Genomic DNA, 20,898 nt, shown 5'->3' with positions numbered 1-20,898 from the left:
GTTGCCGTCCTTTCCGCTAAGTGGTCTCAACACCCTAACCTGGCACATTGCGATGCCGTCTGGGGAGGGCGGCAACCACCCCATCTGCCCTGATCGGTGTTGAATATCTCCGGTTTCCCGAAGCGCGTCAACGCTTCCTCCAGCGCTTCGACGCAGAAGTCGGCCTCCATCGTGATCGACACCCGCCAAGCCAGGACTTTGCGGCTGAACCAGTCGACGATGGCCACGAGATAGACGAACCCCCTCGCCATCGGGATGTAGCTGATGTCCGTTGCCCAGACCTGATTGGGCCGCACGATCGGCAGTTTACGCAACAAGTAAGGGTAGATCTTGTGCCCAGGGGTCGGCTTCGATGTGTTCGGGCGACGGTAGATTGCCTTGATCGCCATCTTCTTCATCAGCGTGGCGACATGCTGGCGGCCGATCTCGATGCCTTCCTGCCGCAGAAGATCACGCAGCATCCGACTACCCGCGAACGGAAATTCCAGGTGCAACTCGTCGATCCGCCGCATGATGGCGAGATCGGCAGGCGGCACCGGTCTGGGCAGATAATAAATGCTGCCCCGGCTGATCCCCAGCTCCCGGGCTTGCCGCGCCAACGGCAGTGCGTGCGAACGGTCGATCATCGTTTTGCGCTCGGCAACAGTCCCGCCTTCCCGAGCGCCCCTGACAAAAAATCGTTCACCAGCGTCAGTTCACCGATCTTGGCGTGCAGCGTCTTTACGTCGATCACCGGCGCCGCAGCCTCGCTCCGCGTCTCGCTGCCAAATACACCGGCAGCCCCTTCCAGAAGCTGCCCGCGCCATTGCGTGATCTGGTTCGGATGCACGTCAAACTGCTGCGCCAACTCCGCCAGCGTCTTCTCGCCCTTCACGGCGGCCAATGCCACCTTCGCTTTGAATGCCGGGCTGTGATTCCGGCGTGGTCGTTTGCTCATCTCTACTCCTGTCACGCGGCCATCCTGGCCGCCGTCAGGCAGAAAATCCACTTATCCCGATGTGCAGTTTTGCCAGGCCACCTCTCTTTCAGAGAGACATCGATTCCGGCATAATACTCCATGGCTGTTCCTCTCATGATGCTTGGGGCCGATCACTCGGACCCTGTTTCCAACACCATCATTCTGAGGGACAGCCACCCAACTTGGCTACTCTTGAAACGCCGGCCCATTACGGCATCTAGGGTTGCGCAATGGCAATTTTTTGCATATAGTGCATCGCATTGCCTATCGTTTCAGAGCTTGCCCGATTCAAGCCATAGACAGCAGTACGGAGAGAATTATGCTTGGAATCCCCAACCTTGTCGACAATGTCGCATCTAATCAGTCGCGCGAGATTTTCTGGGATAAAGACGTATACAACCTTGAGTTGGAGCGTATTTTTGCTCGCTCGTGGCTGTTTCTGGGGCACGAGTCGCTCCTTCCCAAGCCCGGCGATTTCATCACCACCTATATGGCTGAAGACAAGGTCATCCTGTCGCATCAGCAAGATGGCTCGTTCCGGGCGTTCATCAATTCGTGTACGCACCGGGGCAACCAGATTTGCCATGCCGATAGCGGCAATGCCAAGGCGTTCGTCTGCAACTACCACGGCTGGGTTTACGGTCAGGACGGCAGTCTGGTTGATGTCCCGCTCGAAACGCGGTGCTATCATGGCCAGCTCGACAAGGCGAAGCTGGGTGCCAAGCACGTTCGGGTAGAGACGTACAAAGGCTTCATTTTCGGCTGCGGCGATGCCGACGCGCCAAGTCTGGAGGAATATCTGGGCGAGTTCCGTTGGTACCTCGATACGATCTGGGAAGGTGCCGGTGGCGGGCTGGAGCTACTGGGCCCGCCGATGAAGAGCATTCTGGCCTGCAATTGGAAGGTGCCGGCAGAGAATTTCGTAGGCGATGGCTACCATGTCGGCTGGACCCACGCCGGCGCCTTGATGCAGGTCGGCGGCGAACTTGCGGGACTGGCGGGTAACCGCGCAGACATGCCCTTCGAAAAACTCGGCTTTCAGTTCACGACCCGGCACGGGCATGGCTTCGGAGTGATCAACAACGCCGCCCCGGCGATCCACGTCAAGCGCGATGGCTGGGCAAAATACCTTGCCGACACCCGCGCTGAAGTTGGCCGAAAGTTCGGACCGGAGCGTGAAGAACTTTATGTTGGCCACTGGAACTGCTCGATCTTCCCGAGCTGCTCGTTTCTTTACGGAACCAATACGTTCAAGGTCTGGCATCCGCGTGGCCCGCACGAGATTGAAGTGTGGACCTACACGATGGTGCCGCGTGACGCCGACGCGGAAACGAAGAGCATGATCCAGCGCGAAGCCACCCGGAGTTTCGGCACTGCCGGAACGCTGGAAAGCGACGATGGCGAGAACATGTCGTCGTCCACCTTTGTCAACCGCGGAACCATCACCCGTAACGGTCGGATCAGCTCAAGCATGGGTGTCGGCTTCGAAGGTCCACATCCGGTTTTTCCGGGGATTGTTGGATCCAGCTTCATCGGCGAAACATCCCATCGCGGCTTCTATCGATTCTGGAAGGAAATGCTGGATGCGCCCGATTGGAAAGCGGTGAAGGCAAACGACGACACCTGGGATTCGATGTTCACCAATCGTAATTACTGGAACGACAAAGTCGACGCAGCCGAGTAATCCACAAACTTTTTCAAACGTATCGAATGCCGGAGAGTTTATGTCGGGGAAACAGACCTTAGCGGGATTGGATGTCCAATCCGCGATCGAAATGCATTATCGTAGCGAAGTCCGGATGCTGCAGAACGGGCAATACCGAGAATGGTTAGCGGACATGGTCGCCGAAGACATCCATTACTGGATGCCGATTTATGAACAACGCCTGATCCGCGACCGTCGCCCCGACCCGACACCCGACGATGCTGCAATTTATAATGACGATTATGGCGAGCTCAAGCAACGCGTAGAGCGGCTTTATACCGGCACCGTATGGATGGAGGATCCGCCGTCCAAGATCCGGTACATGGTCGGCAACGTCGAAGCTTTCGATGCAGGCGATGGAGAGTTCGAAGTTTATTCAAACGTGGTCGTCTATCGCAACCGCCGCCAACTTGAAGTGACCGTTCATACGCTGGGGCGTGAGGATAAGCTGCGCCGGGTTGGTGATGGCTTCCAGGTGTTCCGGCGCAAGCTGCTGATCGATGCGCGAGTGACGCAAGACAAGAACCTGTACTTTTTCTGCTAGGAACGCGCCAAAGAGCGCAAAAGGGGAGACTGAATATGCAAGCTTCTGCTGCGATCATTGAAAGCCAGGGCGGGAAATTTATCCTTGATACGGTTGATATTGAAGATCCCCGCGATGGGGAAGTGCTTGTCAAGATCGCTGCAGCCGGGATGTGCCACACCGATCTGAGCGTTCGCGACCAGTACATGCCAACGCCACTTCCTGCCGTGCTGGGGCATGAAGGAGCGGGCGTAGTCGAAAAGGTCGGGCGCGGTGTCACCGCAGTCAAGCCGGGCGACAAAGTCGTGCTGTCATTCAGCTATTGTGGAACCTGCCCGTCTTGCATGAAGGGACACCAGGCCTATTGCCCGAGCCTTTTCCCGCTCAATTTCTTGGGCCGGAGGCTGGACGGATCGACCCCGATCCGCCGCAACGGAGAAGAGGTGAATGCGTGCTTCTTCGGCCAGTCCTCATTCGCGACCTACTCGATCGCTAACGAAAGCAACTGCGTCAAAGTTTCCGACTCCTCGCCGATTGAGCTTCTCGGCCCGTTGGGCTGTGGAATTCAGACCGGCGCAGGCACCGTCTTCAATGCGCTGCAGCCTCCCCCAGGCTCGTCGATCGCGATCTTCGGCGTCGGCTCGGTTGGACTCAGCGCGGTGATGGCTGCGAAGTCTTCCGGCTGTCTCAAGATTATCGCAGTCGATCGCAATCCCACGCGTCTGAAGCTGGCCCGTGAGCTTGGTGCGACCGATATTATCGACGCAACGAACACCAATGCCCAGGAAACGATCATTGGCTTGACGGGCGGCGGCGCGGACTATGCGATCGATACCACCGCCATTCCGCAGGTTCTGCGAAGCGCGGTAGACAGTACCCATACCATGGGAGAAACCGCTGTGGTCGGTGGGGCAAGGCTCGGCACCGAATTTTCTCTCGACATGAACAACATGCTGTTCGGCCGCAAACTGCGCGGCGTGGTCGAAGGTTCCAGCACTCCGCAGGTCTTCATTCCGCAATTGATTGCGATGCGCGAAGCCGGCCTGTTCCCGTTCGAACGGCTCTGCTCGTTCTACGACTTCGACCAGATCAATCAGGCTGTCGAGGATACGGAAATTTCCGGTAACGCAATCAAGGCCATTCTCAAGATGTAATGCGGCACTGCGCCCTCTATGCGGTCGATCGCGGCAACAGAGTGCGGCGCAAGTCTCCACCGATTAGGGGCCGATCAACCTGCAGGGCCACAAAATGGGAGCGAACGGACAGGAGCATCGCCTGCCGTTCGCTCTTGGTGCTCTAAGCGGCAACCCGCACGTCAGTGACCAGGTTTGGGTTTATTATTCTGAAGTCGAATAGAGACTGGCGTACCGCTTGCCTCGCACTTGGCGGATGACGCTAAGGACCGTCATAATGTTTGGGAAGTACAAAAAGATGGGCCAAAAGCCCCAAGTTGCGGCGTCATGAACTCGATCGATGGAGCGCCCCAAGTCGGGACGTCAACTATTGCGGACGGATCCCAACCGACAACCGGGCTTCCAGTTTCTCGTCGGTTCTGGGCGGCACTCTCGATGTGGAGTGCCATATTTCTTACCATTATGGACGTATCAATTGCTAACGTAGCGCTGCCTTTCATCTCGAAAGGTTTGGCCCTAACTGCGGCAAAATCGGTATGGGCAGTCAACGCCTATCAGATCGCCATAGTGATGGCCCTTTTGCCGATGGCAAAGGCCGCTGAAATCCTTGGCTACAAGAAAGTCTATCTGGGCGGCCTCTTGCTTTTCATGCTTGCAGCCGTTGGCAGTATCAACGCAAGCAGTTTGGCAGTTCTCGCGTCGTCGCGCTTTGTGCAAGGTATCGGTGCCGCGGCAGTAATGGTGGTCAGCGGGGCATTGGTTCGGACAATCTACCCTCCCGCATTGGTCCCGCGCGGCATAGGATACAATACCATCGCCGTTTCGATTGCTTCGGCCGCCGGACCGGCGGTCGGTGCGCTCGTCCTTTCGATTGCGGGATGGCACGCCATTTTTGCAGTGGGGCTTCCGTTCGGCTTGCTCGCGCTTGCACTCGGATTCTGGGCAATCCCTTCGACCGGGTCGCAGAAGAAGCCATTCGATTATCGTTCGGCCTTGTTGTGCTGTGCGGGCTTCGCGGCAATATTCCTCTTCCTCAATGATCTGGCCCAAGATTCCGTTTCTCGGTGGACATTGCTTTCAATCGGCGTCGCGATTCCGGCCATATGGTTCCTCGGTAAACGCACAACAGCCAACCAGGACTCGATGGTACCGCTCGATTTGCTGAAGCTGGACTCACTGCGCACAGCTTATGCTATGTCTGCAACAGCCTATGCTGTCATGATGCTGATCACATTGTCATTCCCCTTCATTCTGCAACAACGGTTTCACTTCAAACCTGAGACTATCGGCCTTTTCATGGTGCCACTGCCGCTCGGCATCGTGATTGCAGCGTTCGTTTCCGGGCGTCTGGTCAGTCGCTATCCATCAGCCTGGCTGTGCGCTTCGGGGTTGATCGTCCTAACCGGTGGCGCAATTTGGCTGTCATTGCTGCAACCGGGCGTTTCGGCTTTGCTGATCGTCGCAGCGGCAGCGATTTGCGGCATCGGCTTCGGCATTTTCCAGGTTCCCAACAACCATAGCATGATCGCTATTGCTCCACACGCCCGCGCTGGAGCGGCTTCGGCAATGCTCTCGTTGTCACGGCTGATCGGTCAAACGCTAGGGGCCATCGTGGCCGCATTGCTGTTTCGCAGATTTGGCGCACAGAGTGATGCGCCAATCATAGCTGCGGCCTTGATTGCACTGGCAGTGGCAAGCGCAACCCTGCTACGTAAAGATCTAAGCAGGTCAGCTATGGTTGAGTGACCCCTGGGCGCGTGGGTCGTAGTCGGTGCAAGTGGTCGTTTAAAGGCGGCCCCGTCAACGATGATTATGGACGCTATTGGAACTGGAATTGGGTCGTGCGGCTGAGCGGAACAGGAAAGTGTCGTAAGGGTCGATATTTCTTTTCAAAAGTCCCATTCGGAATTAGGTTGGCTTAGCGGCCTGAGACCGCCGTTGGCGACGGCGTCGGGCACGGAGAAGTCGTAGCGCCCGAGGAAATTGATGTGACGCCAGGATATCGGCGAAAGTCGGGCGATATCGGCGGGCAACGCTAACGCCGGGTTTCGTATTTGGGAAGCCATAGGAGCGAAATTTGATGTCTCGTCAGCGCCAACTTCACCTCGGTGCGTTCATGCGACCGGTCAGTATCCACACCGGTGCCTGGCGCTATCCCGGAGCGATCCACGACGCCAATTTCAATTTCCATGCGATCAGGCAATTTGCGCGCAAACTGGAGGAGGGAAAGTTCGATGCCTTCTTCATGGCCGATCATCTCGGCGTGCTGAACATGTCGGTCGATGCTCTGCGGCGCAGCCACACCGTCACGTCGTTCGAACCCCTTACTCTGCTGTCAGCTCTGGCGGGCGCTACCGAACGGATCGGCCTGGTTGCGACTGCATCGACCACCTTTGAAGAACCCTTTCATGTAGCGCGTCGGTTTGCTTCGCTTGATCATCTCAGCGGCGGGCGGGCTGGTTGGAACGTCGTGACCACTGCAAACCCTGACAATGCCAAGAATTTCGGTTACGAAGTGCAGCCGGAACATGACGGCCGCTATCTGCGCGCCCGCGAATTCTACGATGTGGTGACCGGCCTGTGGGACAGTTTTGCAGAGGATGCTTTCGTCTGCGATGCCGAGAGCGGAATATATTTCGATCCTCAACGGATGCACGTACTCGATCACAAGGGACCGCATTTTTCAGTTCGCGGCCCGCTCAACATTGCTCGCCCGGTCCAGGGATGGCCGGTCATTTTTCAGGCCGGCGCCTCGGAAGCGGGGCGTCAGCTGGCCGCCGAAACGGCTGAGGTTGTCTTCGCTGCAGAATCGAATCTCGATGGTGGCAAGCGTTTCTATGCCGATGTGAAAGGGCGAATGGCGCAAGTCGGGCGGCATCCCGATCATCTGAAAATTCTGCCCGCAGCATTCGTCGTCGTTGGCGAAACGCTCGAGCAGGCCCAGGCCAAGCGTGCCCATCTCGACAGTCTGGTCCATTATGAAAGCGGCATTCAATCGCTCTGTGGCCTGCTTGGGTTCGACGTGTCGGGCTTTGATCCCGATGGCTTGCTCCCGGAAATCCCTGAAACCAACGCTAGCAAAACTGCGCGGGAAAAAATTATCGAGGATGCCCGGGCGCATAATCTGACGATTCGCCAGCTCGCCGCAAGGGCCGGCAGCTATGCGGGGCTCGCCTTTATCGGCACGCCGTCGTCGATCGCCGACGAAATGGAAATTTGGCTGGAGGAGCGTGGGTCAGATGGGTTCGTCGTCATGTTCCCCTATCTTCCGGAAGGACTGAACGACTTTGTCGATATGGTCGTGCCCGAATTGCAGTGCAGGGGCATTTTCCGAGAGGAATACGAAGGTACGACATTGCGCCACCATTTCGGACTACCACGGCCTGAAAATCGCTTCTTCTAATTCCGCTTGTCCGCCAGCGGATAGGCAGCGTAGGATGAAGGTTGATCACGGCAATGAGAAATGACAAGCAAGGACGCAGCTGACGAATTCTGGCAATTTTCGCTGGAAGTCTATGCAAGACCGCAAGTTGCTGACCTGTGCTTGGTTCTGCAGGACGAGCATGGTTTCGACGTCAACATTTTGTTGTTATGTCTATGGCTGGCGCAAGGCGAGGGCAGGGCTCTCAGCCAATTCGAGATCGGCGACCTGCTAGGTGGTGTTGCTGCATTGAACGAAAACATGGTCTGGCTGGTGCGCGATGCGCGGCGGTGGGCCAAGTCGTGGCTTAAGCAGGCACCGGACCTGCAAGCGGTAGCTGCGAGAGACAAGCTTTACACCAGCTTGAAGGCGAGCGAACTTCAGATGGAGCGCCAGATCCAGATCGAACTGGTCCGATGTCTTGTCTATGATGGCCAGCAGCAGGGCCAATCACTGGACTTGTCCGCACAATCCGCCGCGCGATTGAGCCTGGAGGCTTATCGCGCGGCAATTGCGGCTCCGGAGGGTACTGCCGCGCTGCTGACGCGGTTGGCCCTCAAGACCCTTTCTTAACCGGCTTCGCCGGTGTCGTCACGGGCGGTTTTGCACTCATGATATGAGCGTAAATCTCATCGATCTCTGCGTCGCTCAGCTCAGTTGGCCGGAATGGCGGCATCTCGATTAGCCCCTGACGCACGATCGCGCGCAAATATTCCAACTCAAGATCGTCTCTGCCGATCAGCGATGCCACCGGTCGTCCCGCTTGTTCAAGCAGCATCGTTCCAGGGTGACCCGGGCCGGGATCATGGCATCCCGCGCACATCAAAGCGTAATTTTCTGCGCCGTCGGGTTTTTCGGCCGTCGGGTTGCTGTTGCAGGCGCTCAATATACCAAGGAGCGAAATGGCGATCAATTTTTTCATTATGCCTCTAACTCGATTGATTGCAGGGCAGATCAGGCGGATGCGAACAGCGCAGTTGGGTCGAGCGCCTTTTTGACCTTAGTGTGAAGGTTTGAAAGGCCGCCAGAAGCAAACGTCTTGTCGACCGTGGCGCGCAGGCCCGGTTCGGTGAATACCTGCCCGAATCCGGCCTCCGCTTGTGCCCCGATCAAGGCTTCGGCGCAGGCGCGCGCGCGCGCTGCGCTGGCCGTGTCCGAACCAGTGCTCGGAAGGAACTGGCGGTGGTTGGCTGAACGCCATATGGCGACAGCTTCACTGACCATATCGAAATCATGCTCTGCGCAGGTGTCGCGTGAAAGCTCGTAGAGGCGCATCGCGTCTTCACCATCGACCGGGCTGACCGGGTTGACGGTCAGCGCCTGGTTGCCGCTCCACTGTGCGATTGCTGCCGGAGGGCTGGCCACAGCGCCTGTCATAGTCCCCATTCGCCATGACCAGAGCCGGGGATCGACGCCACGACCGTCTGCGATGACTTTCGCCCCGGGGACCGATCCGAAGGCGCCGTTGACCAGATCCCACAGGATCGGGACGTTGTCTGGCAGACCGTAGAGCGAACCGTAGAGATTCCAGTACCCCAAACCCAGCGCCTTACCAGCCGCTTTGACCGCACTGGCCGCCATCGGGCCATTGCCGCCGTAGTCGTTGCGCTTCTTGCCGAGCAAGGCGGCTTCGTGAAGCGCATTGCTTACGGCAACGCCGTTGGCCACAACCATGTTCAGTTTGAGGGGACCGAGCACATCGAGCAGCGGAGCCAGCCCGTCCTCATTTTCCACGGTAACCATGAACGTCTTGAAAGCAGGCGGTTCCGGCATCAGCCACGTGCCGACCTTGGTTGGCACGGCGAAATCGGATTGTGAGAACAGTCCGTCGACCCACGGGCCGTACCCGAACTTGAACAATTGCCAGCAGGTACTTTTGGGCATCGCGCCCATGCCGGTGCGGACCAGCCTGCCATCGGCGAGCATGACCTCAAGGCCGCATTGCATCAGACTATGATCCGAATAGGGTGTGTAGCCCGCGCTCCGTTCCACGAAGCTGGCGGCCACGCTCGCATCGGGATTGCCGGGGGAATCCACCCAAAGCTTGATATTCTTGCTTCTGATATAGGCATCGAGCTCGCGGAAGGTGACGCCGGGTTCGACCAGGCAGTAAGCCAGCTCCTCGTTCACCTCGAGGATCTGGTTCATGCGCTGCAAATCGAGCACGATAACCTTGTCCAGCCCGGTTTTCTCAAGACCATGCGCGCCATTACAAACAGGCTGCAATACCCCGCCAGCGCCTTTCGCCGCACTTAGCGCAACTGCCAGCTGCGCTTCATTTGCAGGCAAGACCACGCCGACCGGAATGGCGAGGGGTGTGGCGTAGCGGGCCAGTACGGCGGGCGATAGGTCGACCGCTCCCGCGCCCAGAGCCGCTTCAATTGCTGTCAGTGCAGCCGCCTGGCGAGCCTGATCTATCATCCTTGTTTCCTCATTTGCCTATTGCTGAAGTATTTTGGGATAGCGATCGAGATTTCCCGCATTGACGGCGAAGTCTGCCGAGCGGACCCCGGCCCCGATGGTGCTGGCCGGTTCGCTGTCACGCCATGAAAAGCAGCAAGTCACGCAGCGATAGATCGTCCAGACAACGGTGTTGTCCTCGCGCCCCTGATAGTCTTCGATTGCGCCTGTACTCGAACAGCGCGGACAGAGCGTCTCGCTCATTTTGCAACTCCTTGCTGAAGTAACCGGATTGCCTTGCTCAACGCGTCAATGTCCGGGCCAGTCGGTGGACTAACGAGATGTGCCTCGCCGATGGGATCGGGCCGCAGGTAGCTTGTCGCGTCAATGATCAGCCGGTGGCCCTTGCCAGGCACGACCGCAGACGGGTCGATCGGCACGGCAGGCATGTTGGGAAGCACGATTATATCGTCGGCGCGGGTACGCGTCGACAGCGCCCACATGACTTGGTTAAGGTCGAAAGGATCAACATCGGCATCAACCATGATCAGGTTCTTGAGATACATAACGCCGTGCGGCGTGCTCAGCGCACGCAGAGCAACGGTCTTGGCGAAGCCCGCCATCCGGTTTTTGACCGAGATGATCCCGGTCAAACCGTGTTGGTAGAGCGCGTTGACGGCAGTGACTTCGGGAAAGTCCTTGCGCAACTGGGCATATATAGGCGCGGAGGTGTGCAACCCGATCAGCGTGTCGTGCTCGGTCCAGCCACGGCCGATGTAGATATTCTCGAAGATCGGGTCTCGACGATGTGAGACAGCCGTGACTTTGAAGATTGGCACCTTCCGGACGCCGCTATAGGAGCCAGGGAATTCGCCGAATGGTCCTTCCAAGACTCGTTCGCCCAATTGCATTTCAGCTTCTATAACGATTTCGCTGTCCGCGAGAATATCGACACCGTTTCCCGACTTGGTCAGTCTGATCGGCGCACCCATCATCGCGGATGCGTAGGAGTATTCGGATTCATCATAACCTATGGGAGTGGCTGCGAAGACGGCAAGCCCTGGATGATTACCGAGCATTACCGCAATTTTGAGCGGCAGACCGGTACGTTCAGCGGCCATGATCTGCCGACCCATGTCGTGCGAGGGAATGGTCATTAGGCTGAAGCAATCCGGGCCTTGCAGCTGCAGCCGGTAGATTCCGACATTCTGCTTGCCGAAATTATCGGGATCTTCCGGATCGCGCGATGCGATCGAAGCCTTGCCCATGAAGAAGCCGCCGTCATATTCGTTGATGCGATAAACCGGGAGGATATCGTAGAGATTGATTCCGCTTTCGACCCGGCACTCGTGGACCGGAGCCTGCCCTTCGGGAACGTAACTGATCTGAGCATCGGCATCGCCCCAACGACCGGCGATCTCGAAGAACAGCTCGCGGATTGTCGTGCCCTTGGGTCGCCCCAGCAGCAACGCGATATTGTCCCACGAACCGTGGACGCCCACCACTGTCCGCTTGCCGGGATAGCCGGCGATGTTGTCGAACAAGATTGCGGGTGCACCATTGGCATCGCGCGAGGCCGCGACCGCGATATTGCGCAGGTCGGGTTCCGGAAGCACCCGTTCGCTCCAGGTGATCGCCTGGCCTTCGCCTTCAAGGAGTTCAAGAAAGTCCCGCAACGAGGAAATGCCGCGCGCTTTATTGGCCAAGTCGTTCATATTCGGTTCCTTACGCGGGCGGCATTAGTGACCACTGGGATTGGCCGTGGCGGACTGGATCGTAACCCATTTCCACTCCGTCATGATCTCGAGGTCGGCCTCGGTGCCCTCGCGTCCGAAGCCGGAAGACTTGGTCCCCCCGAACGGTACGTGCGGCTCGTCATAGAGGGTCGGAGCGTTGATGTGGACCATGCCGCTTTCGGCCTCGTGAGCAAAGCGCAAGGCCTTGTCGAGATCACGGGTGAAGATCGAGGCGGATAGGCCGTATTCGGTATCGTTCGCCAGTTCGATCGCCTCGTCGAGCGTGTCGAATGGATAGAGCGAGGTGACCGGCCCGAAGGTTTCTTCGTAGCAGACGGTCATGTCGGCAGTAACGCCGCGCAGCACCGTGGCGGAGCAGCAGTTGCCAGTCCACTCCGCACCGGCCAGCACTTCGGCCCCTTTTGCGCGGGCATCATCGACGTGGCTGCGCACCCGATCGCGTTGGCGTTCGGAGATGATTGGGCCAAGCATGGTGGTGGGTTCGCGCAGGTCGCCCATCTTGGCTTTGGAAGCTGCGGCGGCGAAGGCCTTCGCAAAATCATCAAACATGGAGCGTTCGACATAGATGCGCGACGCGCCCATGCAGACTTGGCCCTGGAACATGAAAATGCTGAACAGTGCCGCTCCAACCGCTTTTTCCAGGTCGGCATCGGCGCAGACGATCAGCGGGCTCTTGCCGCCGAGCTCAAGCGTATATTTCTTGAGGTTCCTCGCTGCGATCCCGGCAATGTGCTTGCCGACGCGCGAGGAGCCGGTGAAAGTGATCGCAGCGATATTGGCATGCCCGGTTAGTGCATCGCCGATTTCGGCACCGTTGCCGTAGACGATGTTGAACAGGCCATCAGGAACGCCGGCCTCACGCCACAGATCTGCGAGCAGGTCAGCCAGGCGCGGCGCGGCTTCCGATGGGAGCAGAACGAAGCCGTTGCCGGTCGCAAGCGCCATGGCGGACTGCTTGATACCCTTGATCAGCGGAACATTGAACGGCGTTATGCCGGCAACGACACCCACCGGCTGACGCAGGCTCATGCTGAAGCGGCCCGGTGTGTCCGAAGGAATGGTTTCGCCGCGGACCCGGCGCGGAACCCCGGCGGCAGCACGAAGGAAACCGATGGCAAAGCGGGTCTCAAAGCCTGCTTTGGCAACCGGCGAGCCGACCTCATCGATCAGCACTTCCTGGAACTTGGCGACGTCTCGTTCCATGATTTCCGCCGCCTTGAACATCCAGCCCTCACGGACTGCGGCAGGGAGGTCGCGGTGCATGCGGAAGGCTGCCACGCCGGCCTCGACCGCGCGGTTGACGTCGTCGGCGGTGCCTGCGGCGGCCCTTGCGTAGACACTGTCATCGATCGGATTTAGATCGTCGAAATAGACGCCACTGCCTGGCGCTACCCGGGCTCCGCCTATCCAGTGGTCGAGATTCTTCATCGTACTACGATCCTTGATTCAGGTGGACATGCCGCCGTTTCGATCACGATGTCGTGCGCATCGACTTGGGCCAGATGCCCTGCTTGCCGGGTGAGAGAATGCCGTTGGGGTCCATCACGTCCTTGATGCGTTGGTGAAGGTCCCACAGTGCGCCATCGTTGTGCTTATAGGTCTTGGCGATCTGGTCCATGAAGGCGAGGTGGGTGCGGTACTCGCCAAAACCACTCTCTGCCGCTTCGGCGACCAGCACGCCAAAAAGGTCGTAGGCGCTTTTGCGCATAGCCTCGTCGGCCCGGTCGTACATGATCATCAGAATGTGATGCATGTCGCGCCAGCCGACCAGGAATTCACCGATATAGTCGAAGCCATGGTCGTGGCAGCGGCTCTTGATCAGGTTGTACTGGGCAAGTGCTTCCGAACCGTTCGGTGCCAAGAGCGGAGAGAAATTGACGTGTCCACCGCCGCCGATCCAGTTCATGATGCTGAATTCGGTCATGTTCGGTTCACCGCGCATCAGGCGTACGCGATAGTCCCAGGCGGGATCATTCTCACGATCGAGGTACAGCTTCGCTCCGGGAATGCTCATCAGGGCATCCTCGACGATCTTCCAGTTGTTCTCGATAATAGGCGGCGGGCCGTAGAGTGCGCCGTAATAGTTCCACATCCCCAGTTTGTGGTCCGAGGCGATCTGTTTGCGGATCGACTGCGGCAGCGGGCCCTTGCCGTCGAAGTAATGGCGACGTGTGGTCTTGGCCGAGACTTCCCACAGAAGATCGACCGCCACGGCGGCGTTCGGGATGATCTGGTTGACCTTCAGCGGCCGGGTGATCTCGAAGATCGCCTCGAGATCTTCCTCGCGCTCGTAGGTTATCATGAACGGCTTGTAGCCGGGAGGTTCAGGCATCAGCCAGATGCCCATTTTCGTAACAACGCCGAAATTCGACTGGGTAAACATGCCGTCGAACTGCGGACCGGCGGCGTGCTTGGTCACCTGCCAGTGTTTCGACCCCGCGAGTGCGCCCTGGCCGGTCCGTATTACTTCGCCGTCGGCCAGCACCACCTCCATGCCGCACTGCATGGTGAAATGGTCGCCATAAGGGGTGTAGCCTGCGCCATGTTCCAGCGCATTGCCCATCACACCGCCCCATGCTGGCGCTGCGGGATCGATCCAGAGCTTGCTGCCGATCGCGCGCAAATGGCGGTAAAGCTGCATGTACGAAACGCCTGGTTCGACAAGGGCATAACCGTATTTCTCGTTGACTTCGATAATCCGGTTCATCCGACGCAGGTCAAGCATCACATAGCCGGACTTGCGCGGGGCAGGGCCGCCATAAGCGAAGTTGCGCCCGGTGCCGATTGTCCAAATGGGTATCTTATAGGCGTTGGCGATCTTCAGGATATTCTTAATCTGTTCGACGCCTTCAGGAGCAACAGCCGCTGAAGGCAGAAACTCACCGTCGGCGAGGGGTGAATAAGCGTCCCTGTAGCTCGACAGCGGTTGTTCATCGACGTACACACGGTCCTTGCCGACGACTCCTGCGAACTCGTCGAGCGCATTGGAGAAATCGGAGGCGGCAACTCCTTGGGGAACAATGCTGCTCACGATTGATATCCTTCAAATTCATGAACCCATGACACCAGCATACCAGGGCTGCTGACAACTAACGCGCAGGCCCCGGAAGTGCAGGCGTTTGGGACTTGACGTGATCTGCTGCCAATGGCGCTCTGCAACTGGTGAGCAATTGCCACCGGCCAAGCGTGTGTCGTGTTCTCAATCAGGCGTACGCTTCCTTCGGTGCGATGACCCCATCTGCCGCCCGCATAGTGATGCTGCCAGAACTGCCGCGCATGCGCGCCGCGTTCGCCCAGCAGCTGCCCTGCGATCATCGCGACGGGATCAGATGTCATTCCGATAACCGTCCCCGTCGTTGCTTCAAGTTCGTGCAGTAAGCCATTGAGCGATTGGTCGATGCGGATCACTTCACCTGCAAAGCCGCTGTCGATCAGAGCGGAAGCGAACTGGCGGCTTTCAGGCACGCCACTTTCCTCAACCACGGTGACAGTGCGGCTCCGGCCCGGTTCAAACCGCGCAAGTGTACCCAGCCCAACGGCAGCGGTGCCGAGCGCTCCGGCTCCCAAAACATCCCTACGCCTTAGATACCAAGTCATCATGCCTGCCTTTCGATTTTCTTGAGTGGCAATGCCGGATCGGGGTTTTCGCCAGTCAATCCCTGCCAACGATTCTCCAGGTTGCGATGAAGTCCGAATTGATCAAGCACCCGCATGCAGCTGTGATCGATAATTTCGTCGATTTCGAGTGGGCGATTGTAAAACGCTGGTACGGGGGGGAAGATCACCGCGCCCATTTCTGTGCACGCAGTCATGTTGCGAAGGTGTGCCAGATTAAGCGGCGTTTCTCTCGTCATCAGCACCAGTTTGCGCCGTTCCTTAAGCATGACGTCCGCCGCGCGTGTAATCAGATTGTCGGACAGGCCATTGGCGACTGCAGCCAATGTCCGCATTGAGCATGGCGCGATCACCATGCCTTCGCACAGGAACGAACCGCTCGCGATGCTCGCCCCTACATTGCGGCTGCTGTGCACGACGTTTGCAGCATCCTCGAATTGCTGCCGCCCATCGACAAGCTCTTCGCGGATGTTGAGCAAGGCGGCCTGCGACATGACCAAATGCGTTTCCCAGCCAGCTTGATCTTTCAGCATTGTCAACAGACGCAACCCGTAGATCGCACCGGTTGCTCCGGTTATGGCAACGACGATCCGTTTCACGAGCGCACAGCGCCAACAAAGGTTGGTTCTAAAACTTCAACGAATGGACAAGATACACTTGTCATCAATCTGTCACCCTTCCCCTTCGTCTGAGACAAAAGGGGGCGGCAAGTTAAGCCGCCCCCCGATCCTAAGTTTTAGAATTCATAACCGACCCTGAGGAACCATTCCCGTGGGCGGGAAAAGTTGGCAGTTGCCAGACCAGCCACATCAAGATCGACAAAGCCACCTTGGATGTACCGCTTATCAGTCAGATTGGTAACGCCTCCGGTGATCGTGAAATGATCTCCAGGGAGGGTGTATGAAGCGTTCGCACCGAACACGCTGTAAGCGGGTTGGAAAAGTTGCGGGCTGTTGATAGCGTCCTTGAAAGTTGAACTCTGATGATACCAATCACCACGGAGTACCAGCTTGCCGTTTTCATTGTCGAGCACAGTCGCATTCGCTGCAACGGTTCCTGTCCATTCAGGCACCATAGCGAACTTGGAGTCGATGTTCACAGGAAACGCGCTCGCAAGCACCGAGCGATAGCCAGCGTCCAGATAGCCCAGGCCGTAGTCAATCCGCAACCAATCGGTCGGGGCAGCCTGTCCCTCGATTTCAAAGCCTCTGATCCGTCCGACACCACCGTTGCGTGCCTTGGGTGCAATGCCCTCGCTGACGACGATCTGGATGTCGGTATAATCAGACTGGAACACCGCCATGTTCAACCGCAGGCGGCGATCGAACAACTCGGTCTTGAGGCCGACCTCGTAGGATTCGACGAATTCGGGCGTGAAGGAGGGGGTTACCAGTTCGCCCGGGAAGATACGCTGGGTGAAACCGCCGTTCTTGAATCCCTTCGAATAAGAGACATAGCCCATGACATCATCACTGAACTCGTAGTTTGCCGACACTGCCGGGGTCCACTCCTTGGCCTTGGCGGCAACTTCGACAGCGGGGACAACGTGGTTGCCGCCCGGATTGGTTGCCGAGGGAACGCAGGTTGGATCGGGGAACCCATCAGGCCCGAGCACTGGCGCAGCCTGTCCGGTGATACAGCGAGCAAACTGGATGAACACACCATCTGGATATGGGCCAGGCAAACCGGCCGTCCGATCGACGGTGATGACTTGCACAGACGGATCGAAGCGCTTTGTTTCGTCAGTGTAGCGAATGCCCGGGGTGATCGAAAGCCGGTCCGTAACCTCAAATGTCGCCTGAGCGAAGGCGGCGTAACTGTCATTGTCGATCCCGCCGCCGCTAAAGAAATCGGCGAAGCCAAACTGCAGCAGCTCGTCGCCGAACCCCTTCTCCTTAAGGTAATACGCGCCGAGAGTAAATTTCAACCGGTCGTCCAGCACACTTCCGTTCAGTTGAAGTTCCTGGGAGGCCTGCCACAGGTCGAGCTTGTTGGTATTCTGGAGTACCACGTGTGGCGTTGCGTCAAAGTCTGACTCAATGATTGAATTTTGTTCGCGATAGGCGCTGATCGATTTCAGGGTCAGATTCCCTAAATTATACTCCAGCGTGAGGTTTGTACCCCAAAGGTCGAAATCGGACTGGTTGTTGCTGCCAGCCCATGTCGTGTCGATGTCACCGGTAACCCAGCGAGAGGAGACACAGTTGGGATTATCAAGGGGTGCCAGTTCGCCGGGCGCACCGCACTGACCGGCCCCGCCGCCGAGCTTGTTGTATCCAAAATTCGCACTTGGGAAAGCGAACGTACCGTTGGGAGTGGTGACGAACTGCAACAGATCGGGCGAATCCCGGTTTTCGATAAGAGTATTTGAGGCGGTCCCTTCGCGACGAATGTTAACGTCGCCTGCCAAGGTCGCGGTGAAAACATCACTTGGTTCCCACTTGAAGGCTACGCGTCCTGAGAAACTGTCCTTGTCGCCCTGCCGGTCACCGTCAACCAGCCGCAACTGGTAGCCGTCGCGCGTTTCATAGGATGCGACCGCTCGCATGGCGAGCGTGTCGCTGATGGGAATATTAATGATCCCCTTGATGTCCGCCCGATTGAACCGACCGGTAGCGGCCTCGAGCTTGAGCTCAAACTCGTTGGAAGGCTCGCGGCTGTTGACGATGATCGCGCCGCCAATGGTGTTCTTGCCGAAGAGCGTTCCCTGGGGCCCACGAAGGATCTGTACACTTTGGATGTCGGCCATTTCCAAGAGACCGCCAACCGACCGCGCCACATAGACACCATCAACATAGATGCCCACGCCAGGGTCTACCGTGATATTGTAGTCAGTTTGCCCCACACCACGGATGAAAGCGGTGAGTGACGCGCTTGATCCAGAGATATTCGCAACTGGCTGGATAGCGACGTTCGGCGCGTAGGATGCAACCTGCGCGACGTTGGATATCTGCCGACCTTCAATCATGTCACCGCTCATCGCAGTAATTGCGATTGGGGTGTCTTGCGCATTTTCTTCACGTTTGCGTGCGGTCACCACAATTTCATCGAGACCTCCACTGCTCTGTTCGACGGCTGCTTGGACATTTGCCGCATCTTGCGCCCAAGCGGGGGCGGATGACACGACCATAGCTAAACCGCTGCCAGCCAAAAGAAATATTCTGTGCCTATTCTGGTTCATTTCCATCTCCCTAAATACTTGTTTTAATTAAATCATTGGAACGAATAAGATTATAAGAGGAATTGGGATCAAAAGCTTCTTTTTTAGAGCGGTCATGCTAACTGGGGGCTTCCTATCGACCACACTACGCTGCCAAAAGCGGGGCTACGAGTTTCTTAAAATTGTAAAGGAAAGCTTCCTTCATTGCACCCAACACCCTATCTCTGAAAGCAGCCTTTACGACGCTAAATACGTGCGACTTTGCATCGAGCGCGGCCAAACGCCATGCTGTCGAGAGCGACGATGGTTTTTGGACCCACACCTCGGAAGCTCCCATCCATATTAATCTTTTATAAACTTCATAATTTGAATTTTAATCAAGAAGATAACTTTCAAGAAAATCGAGGCGATCGTTGCCCCAGAATATCTGATCATCGACAAACATCATCGGCGCGCCGAATACGCCTCGCTGGTAGGCTTGCGTACGGGCCTTGCGGTATTCGCCCCGGCCCGCGGGTGAAGCGACGAATTCGCACAATGCATCTGCGTCCAATCCAACGTCTTCGGCACAGCCGCGCAACTCATTCCGATCGCGCGGATCAATCCCGATCCCCCAGATTCGGTGGAACGCGGCACTAACAAATGCTTCCGCCCGGCCTTGGCTGCGGGCATAAAGCGCTGCACAGTTCCAATCCGAACAGGCGAAGCTCGCGGGAAACGTCAAAGGTACCCCGTACTTGACCGCCCAGCGCTCCAAATCGGCCATCAGGACCTTTATCTTGGGAACAACTTCGCGGTTGGACGGGCCATAGTTTCCGGCAGCAATCTTCGCCTCCGGAATGTCGATCGGCCAATATTCGATCAGGCAGCCGGTCCTGCGGGCCAAATCAGGCAGTTTCGCCTGCGCGAGGTAGCTGAACGGACTGATGAAATCGAAATAGAAATCGATCTTTTTGGTCATGACGCGGCTCCGTAACCCACTAGCTTTTCGTAGTTTTCCCAGAATCCAACGATTGAGCCCTCGGTGACCAGGTGATCTGCATCGTCCGCACGGCCTCCGCCCATGGCGATGTAAGATTCTGCTTCCATTTCGCCAATGACGGCCCTTTGGACGATTTCGACAGCTTCACCATCTTCCATGGAGATCAGCCCGGCCGGACCGATCAGGTTGGTTTGCTTTTGCCGGATAGCCTGCATCTCGGCATCATCATCAGCGTAGCCGAAATGGGTCCAGACAAGCTCGAAGCCGTCGGTGCCCTTGGTTAGTATCTGCCGCACCGCCAGGGTGTTCTGAATCTGCTGGAGCACCAGATTCGGGAACACTGCGAGGATAACGAGGGTTATGCCATCATCGAATTCCTGCCGACCTTTAAGGAGCGACATGTCCTGCAGCTTGAAATCGGTGTTAAAGGTGCGAGAATCCCCATAGGCCTGCTTATCCGCGGCATCGTCGTTGCTGGCAGCGATCGAGTAAAGCAGCGAATGACGCTTGTTCGCGTCCATCACGCTTTTGCCCGTCTGTGTCGAGCGGTATAATCCGAATGTGTTGTGGAACAGGTGGAGTAGGCTTGCGTGATATGGGTCGCGCGTGTTTTCGGCGTAGAGCTTCCAGTTGCCATGCACATGCTGGCGCTGGTCGCCCAGCACCTTGATTGGCTTGCACATGATGCGCTCGATGTGCTCGATCACGATCGGCCCCAAAAAGTCACGCAGCGGTTCAACGGTTTCAGAGAAACTGGCGAAAACCAGACCGCCAATGCTTTCCGCACGGAGCTTTCTCAGGCCGTGTTGCTTCATGTCGAAGTCACCGGGCATGCCGCCCTGACCCTTGAGGCCACGCCGGAATGGGACTCCGATCAGATTGCCTTCCAGATCATAGGCCCACTGATGGTATACGCATTCCAGATTTGGGCGGTTGCCGCGCACTTCGCGGCAAACCAGTGCACCGCGGTGCGCGCAACGATTGACCACGGCATGCACTTTACCGTCACTGGCACGGGTCACTATGACCGGAGTCTCGCCCACGAAGGTTGATTTGAAGTCTCCCGGTTCGGGCACTTCCGCTTCCAGGGCAACGAAAGACCATGTTTCACCCTGGAAGATATTCTCTTGCTCTCGCCGATAATATTCCGGATCGGTGAATACGCGATACGGTACACGGCACCCGGCAACGTCCGATGCATCCGAATCTTGACTACCCTTAAGCACTGTTTCTGGCATAAGTAA

The 20,898-nt window shown here is 57.5% G+C and carries 17 protein-coding genes and 1 pseudogene; 6 read left to right on the top strand and 12 right to left on the bottom strand.

The window, feature by feature from the left end; genetic code table 11:
• Positions 1–86: 86 nt before the first annotated feature.
• A pseudogene (locus tag V2I08_RS16750) lies at positions 87–937 on the bottom strand (IS3 family transposase); the annotation flags it as partial.
• Positions 938–1,277: 340 nt separating this feature from the next.
• On the opposite strand from V2I08_RS16750, the gene V2I08_RS16745 reads away from it, so the two are divergent.
• From V2I08_RS16745 to V2I08_RS16720, 6 genes are all read left to right on the top strand, one after another.
• Positions 1,278–2,642: an aromatic ring-hydroxylating dioxygenase subunit alpha gene (locus V2I08_RS16745; protein ID WP_349636079.1), complete on the top strand. Its 1,365-nt coding sequence runs from the start codon at positions 1,278–1,280 to the stop codon at positions 2,640–2,642.
• A gap of 40 nt (positions 2,643–2,682) precedes the next feature.
• Positions 2,683–3,207: an aromatic-ring-hydroxylating dioxygenase subunit beta gene (locus V2I08_RS16740; protein ID WP_169575525.1), complete on the top strand. Its 525-nt coding sequence runs from the start codon at positions 2,683–2,685 to the stop codon at positions 3,205–3,207.
• Between the two features lie 35 nt (positions 3,208–3,242).
• Entirely contained in the window at positions 3,243–4,340 is a 1,098-nt protein-coding gene (locus V2I08_RS16735; protein WP_169575526.1) for an NAD(P)-dependent alcohol dehydrogenase, read from the top strand.
• Positions 4,341–4,568: 228 nt separating this feature from the next.
• Positions 4,569–6,065: an MFS transporter gene (locus tag V2I08_RS16730; RefSeq protein ID WP_349636078.1), complete on the top strand. Its 1,497-nt coding sequence runs from the start codon at positions 4,569–4,571 to the stop codon at positions 6,063–6,065.
• Positions 6,066–6,399: 334 nt separating this feature from the next.
• Complete coding sequence (locus V2I08_RS16725; protein WP_043154275.1) at positions 6,400–7,722, top strand: LLM class flavin-dependent oxidoreductase; 1,323 nt, start codon at positions 6,400–6,402, stop codon at positions 7,720–7,722.
• A 60-nt stretch (positions 7,723–7,782) separates the two neighbouring features.
• Complete coding sequence (locus tag V2I08_RS16720) at positions 7,783–8,313, top strand: TIGR02444 family protein (RefSeq protein WP_051520170.1); 531 nt, start codon at positions 7,783–7,785, stop codon at positions 8,311–8,313.
• On the opposite strand, the gene V2I08_RS16715 is transcribed toward V2I08_RS16720, so the two are convergent.
• The 11 genes from V2I08_RS16715 to V2I08_RS16665 form a co-directional block, all read right to left on the bottom strand.
• Positions 8,297–8,662: a cytochrome c gene (locus V2I08_RS16715; RefSeq protein ID WP_043154274.1), complete on the bottom strand. Its 366-nt coding sequence runs from the start codon at positions 8,660–8,662 to the stop codon at positions 8,297–8,299. The two genes, V2I08_RS16720 and V2I08_RS16715, sit on opposite strands and share 17 nt — an antisense overlap.
• 32 nt (positions 8,663–8,694) lie before the next feature.
• On the bottom strand, positions 8,695–10,161 hold the full coding sequence (locus tag V2I08_RS16710) for an FAD-dependent oxidoreductase (RefSeq protein WP_349636077.1): 1,467 nt from the start codon (positions 10,159–10,161) through the stop codon (positions 8,695–8,697).
• A gap of 18 nt (positions 10,162–10,179) precedes the next feature.
• A complete protein-coding gene (locus V2I08_RS16705; RefSeq protein ID WP_043154271.1) occupies positions 10,180–10,404 on the bottom strand; it encodes a non-oxidative hydroxyarylic acid decarboxylases subunit D in 225 nt (74 codons plus the stop codon).
• The gene (locus V2I08_RS16700) at positions 10,401–11,855 is read right to left on the bottom strand and encodes a non-oxidative hydroxyarylic acid decarboxylases subunit C (protein WP_169575271.1); all 1,455 of its coding nucleotides are present in this window, start codon (positions 11,853–11,855) and stop codon (positions 10,401–10,403) included. Before V2I08_RS16700 ends, V2I08_RS16705 begins: the two co-directional genes overlap by 4 nt.
• 24 nt (positions 11,856–11,879) lie before the next feature.
• A complete protein-coding gene (locus V2I08_RS16695) occupies positions 11,880–13,325 on the bottom strand; it encodes an aldehyde dehydrogenase family protein (RefSeq protein ID WP_043154269.1) in 1,446 nt (481 codons plus the stop codon).
• 43 nt (positions 13,326–13,368) lie between these two features.
• Positions 13,369–14,928 carry an FAD-binding oxidoreductase gene (locus tag V2I08_RS16690; RefSeq protein WP_349636076.1) on the bottom strand — a complete coding sequence of 520 codons (1,560 nt, stop codon included), beginning with the start codon at positions 14,926–14,928 and terminating at the stop codon, positions 13,369–13,371.
• Positions 14,925–15,497: a hypothetical protein gene (locus V2I08_RS16685; protein ID WP_349636075.1), complete on the bottom strand. Its 573-nt coding sequence runs from the start codon at positions 15,495–15,497 to the stop codon at positions 14,925–14,927. Before V2I08_RS16685 ends, V2I08_RS16690 begins: the two co-directional genes overlap by 4 nt.
• A complete protein-coding gene (locus tag V2I08_RS16680) occupies positions 15,494–16,111 on the bottom strand; it encodes a UbiX family flavin prenyltransferase (RefSeq protein WP_349636074.1) in 618 nt (205 codons plus the stop codon). Before V2I08_RS16680 ends, V2I08_RS16685 begins: the two co-directional genes overlap by 4 nt.
• A 137-nt stretch (positions 16,112–16,248) precedes the next feature.
• Positions 16,249–18,693 (bottom strand): TonB-dependent receptor domain-containing protein, encoded by a 2,445-nt coding sequence (locus V2I08_RS16675; protein WP_349636073.1) that lies wholly within the window; start codon positions 18,691–18,693, stop codon positions 16,249–16,251.
• Between the two features lie 352 nt (positions 18,694–19,045).
• Entirely contained in the window at positions 19,046–19,633 is a 588-nt protein-coding gene (locus V2I08_RS16670) for a 2-hydroxychromene-2-carboxylate isomerase (protein WP_096064000.1), read from the bottom strand.
• Positions 19,630–20,892, bottom strand: coding sequence for a Rieske 2Fe-2S domain-containing protein (locus V2I08_RS16665; RefSeq protein WP_043152416.1), 1,263 nt, complete (start codon positions 20,890–20,892; stop codon positions 19,630–19,632). Before V2I08_RS16665 ends, V2I08_RS16670 begins: the two co-directional genes overlap by 4 nt.
• Positions 20,893–20,898: the final 6 nt, after the last annotated feature.

This window comes from Sphingobium sp. MK2 (genome assembly GCF_040170545.1).
GTDB lineage: Bacteria > Pseudomonadota > Alphaproteobacteria > Sphingomonadales > Sphingomonadaceae > Sphingobium.
This window is presented reverse-complemented; position numbering and strand designations above follow the sequence as displayed.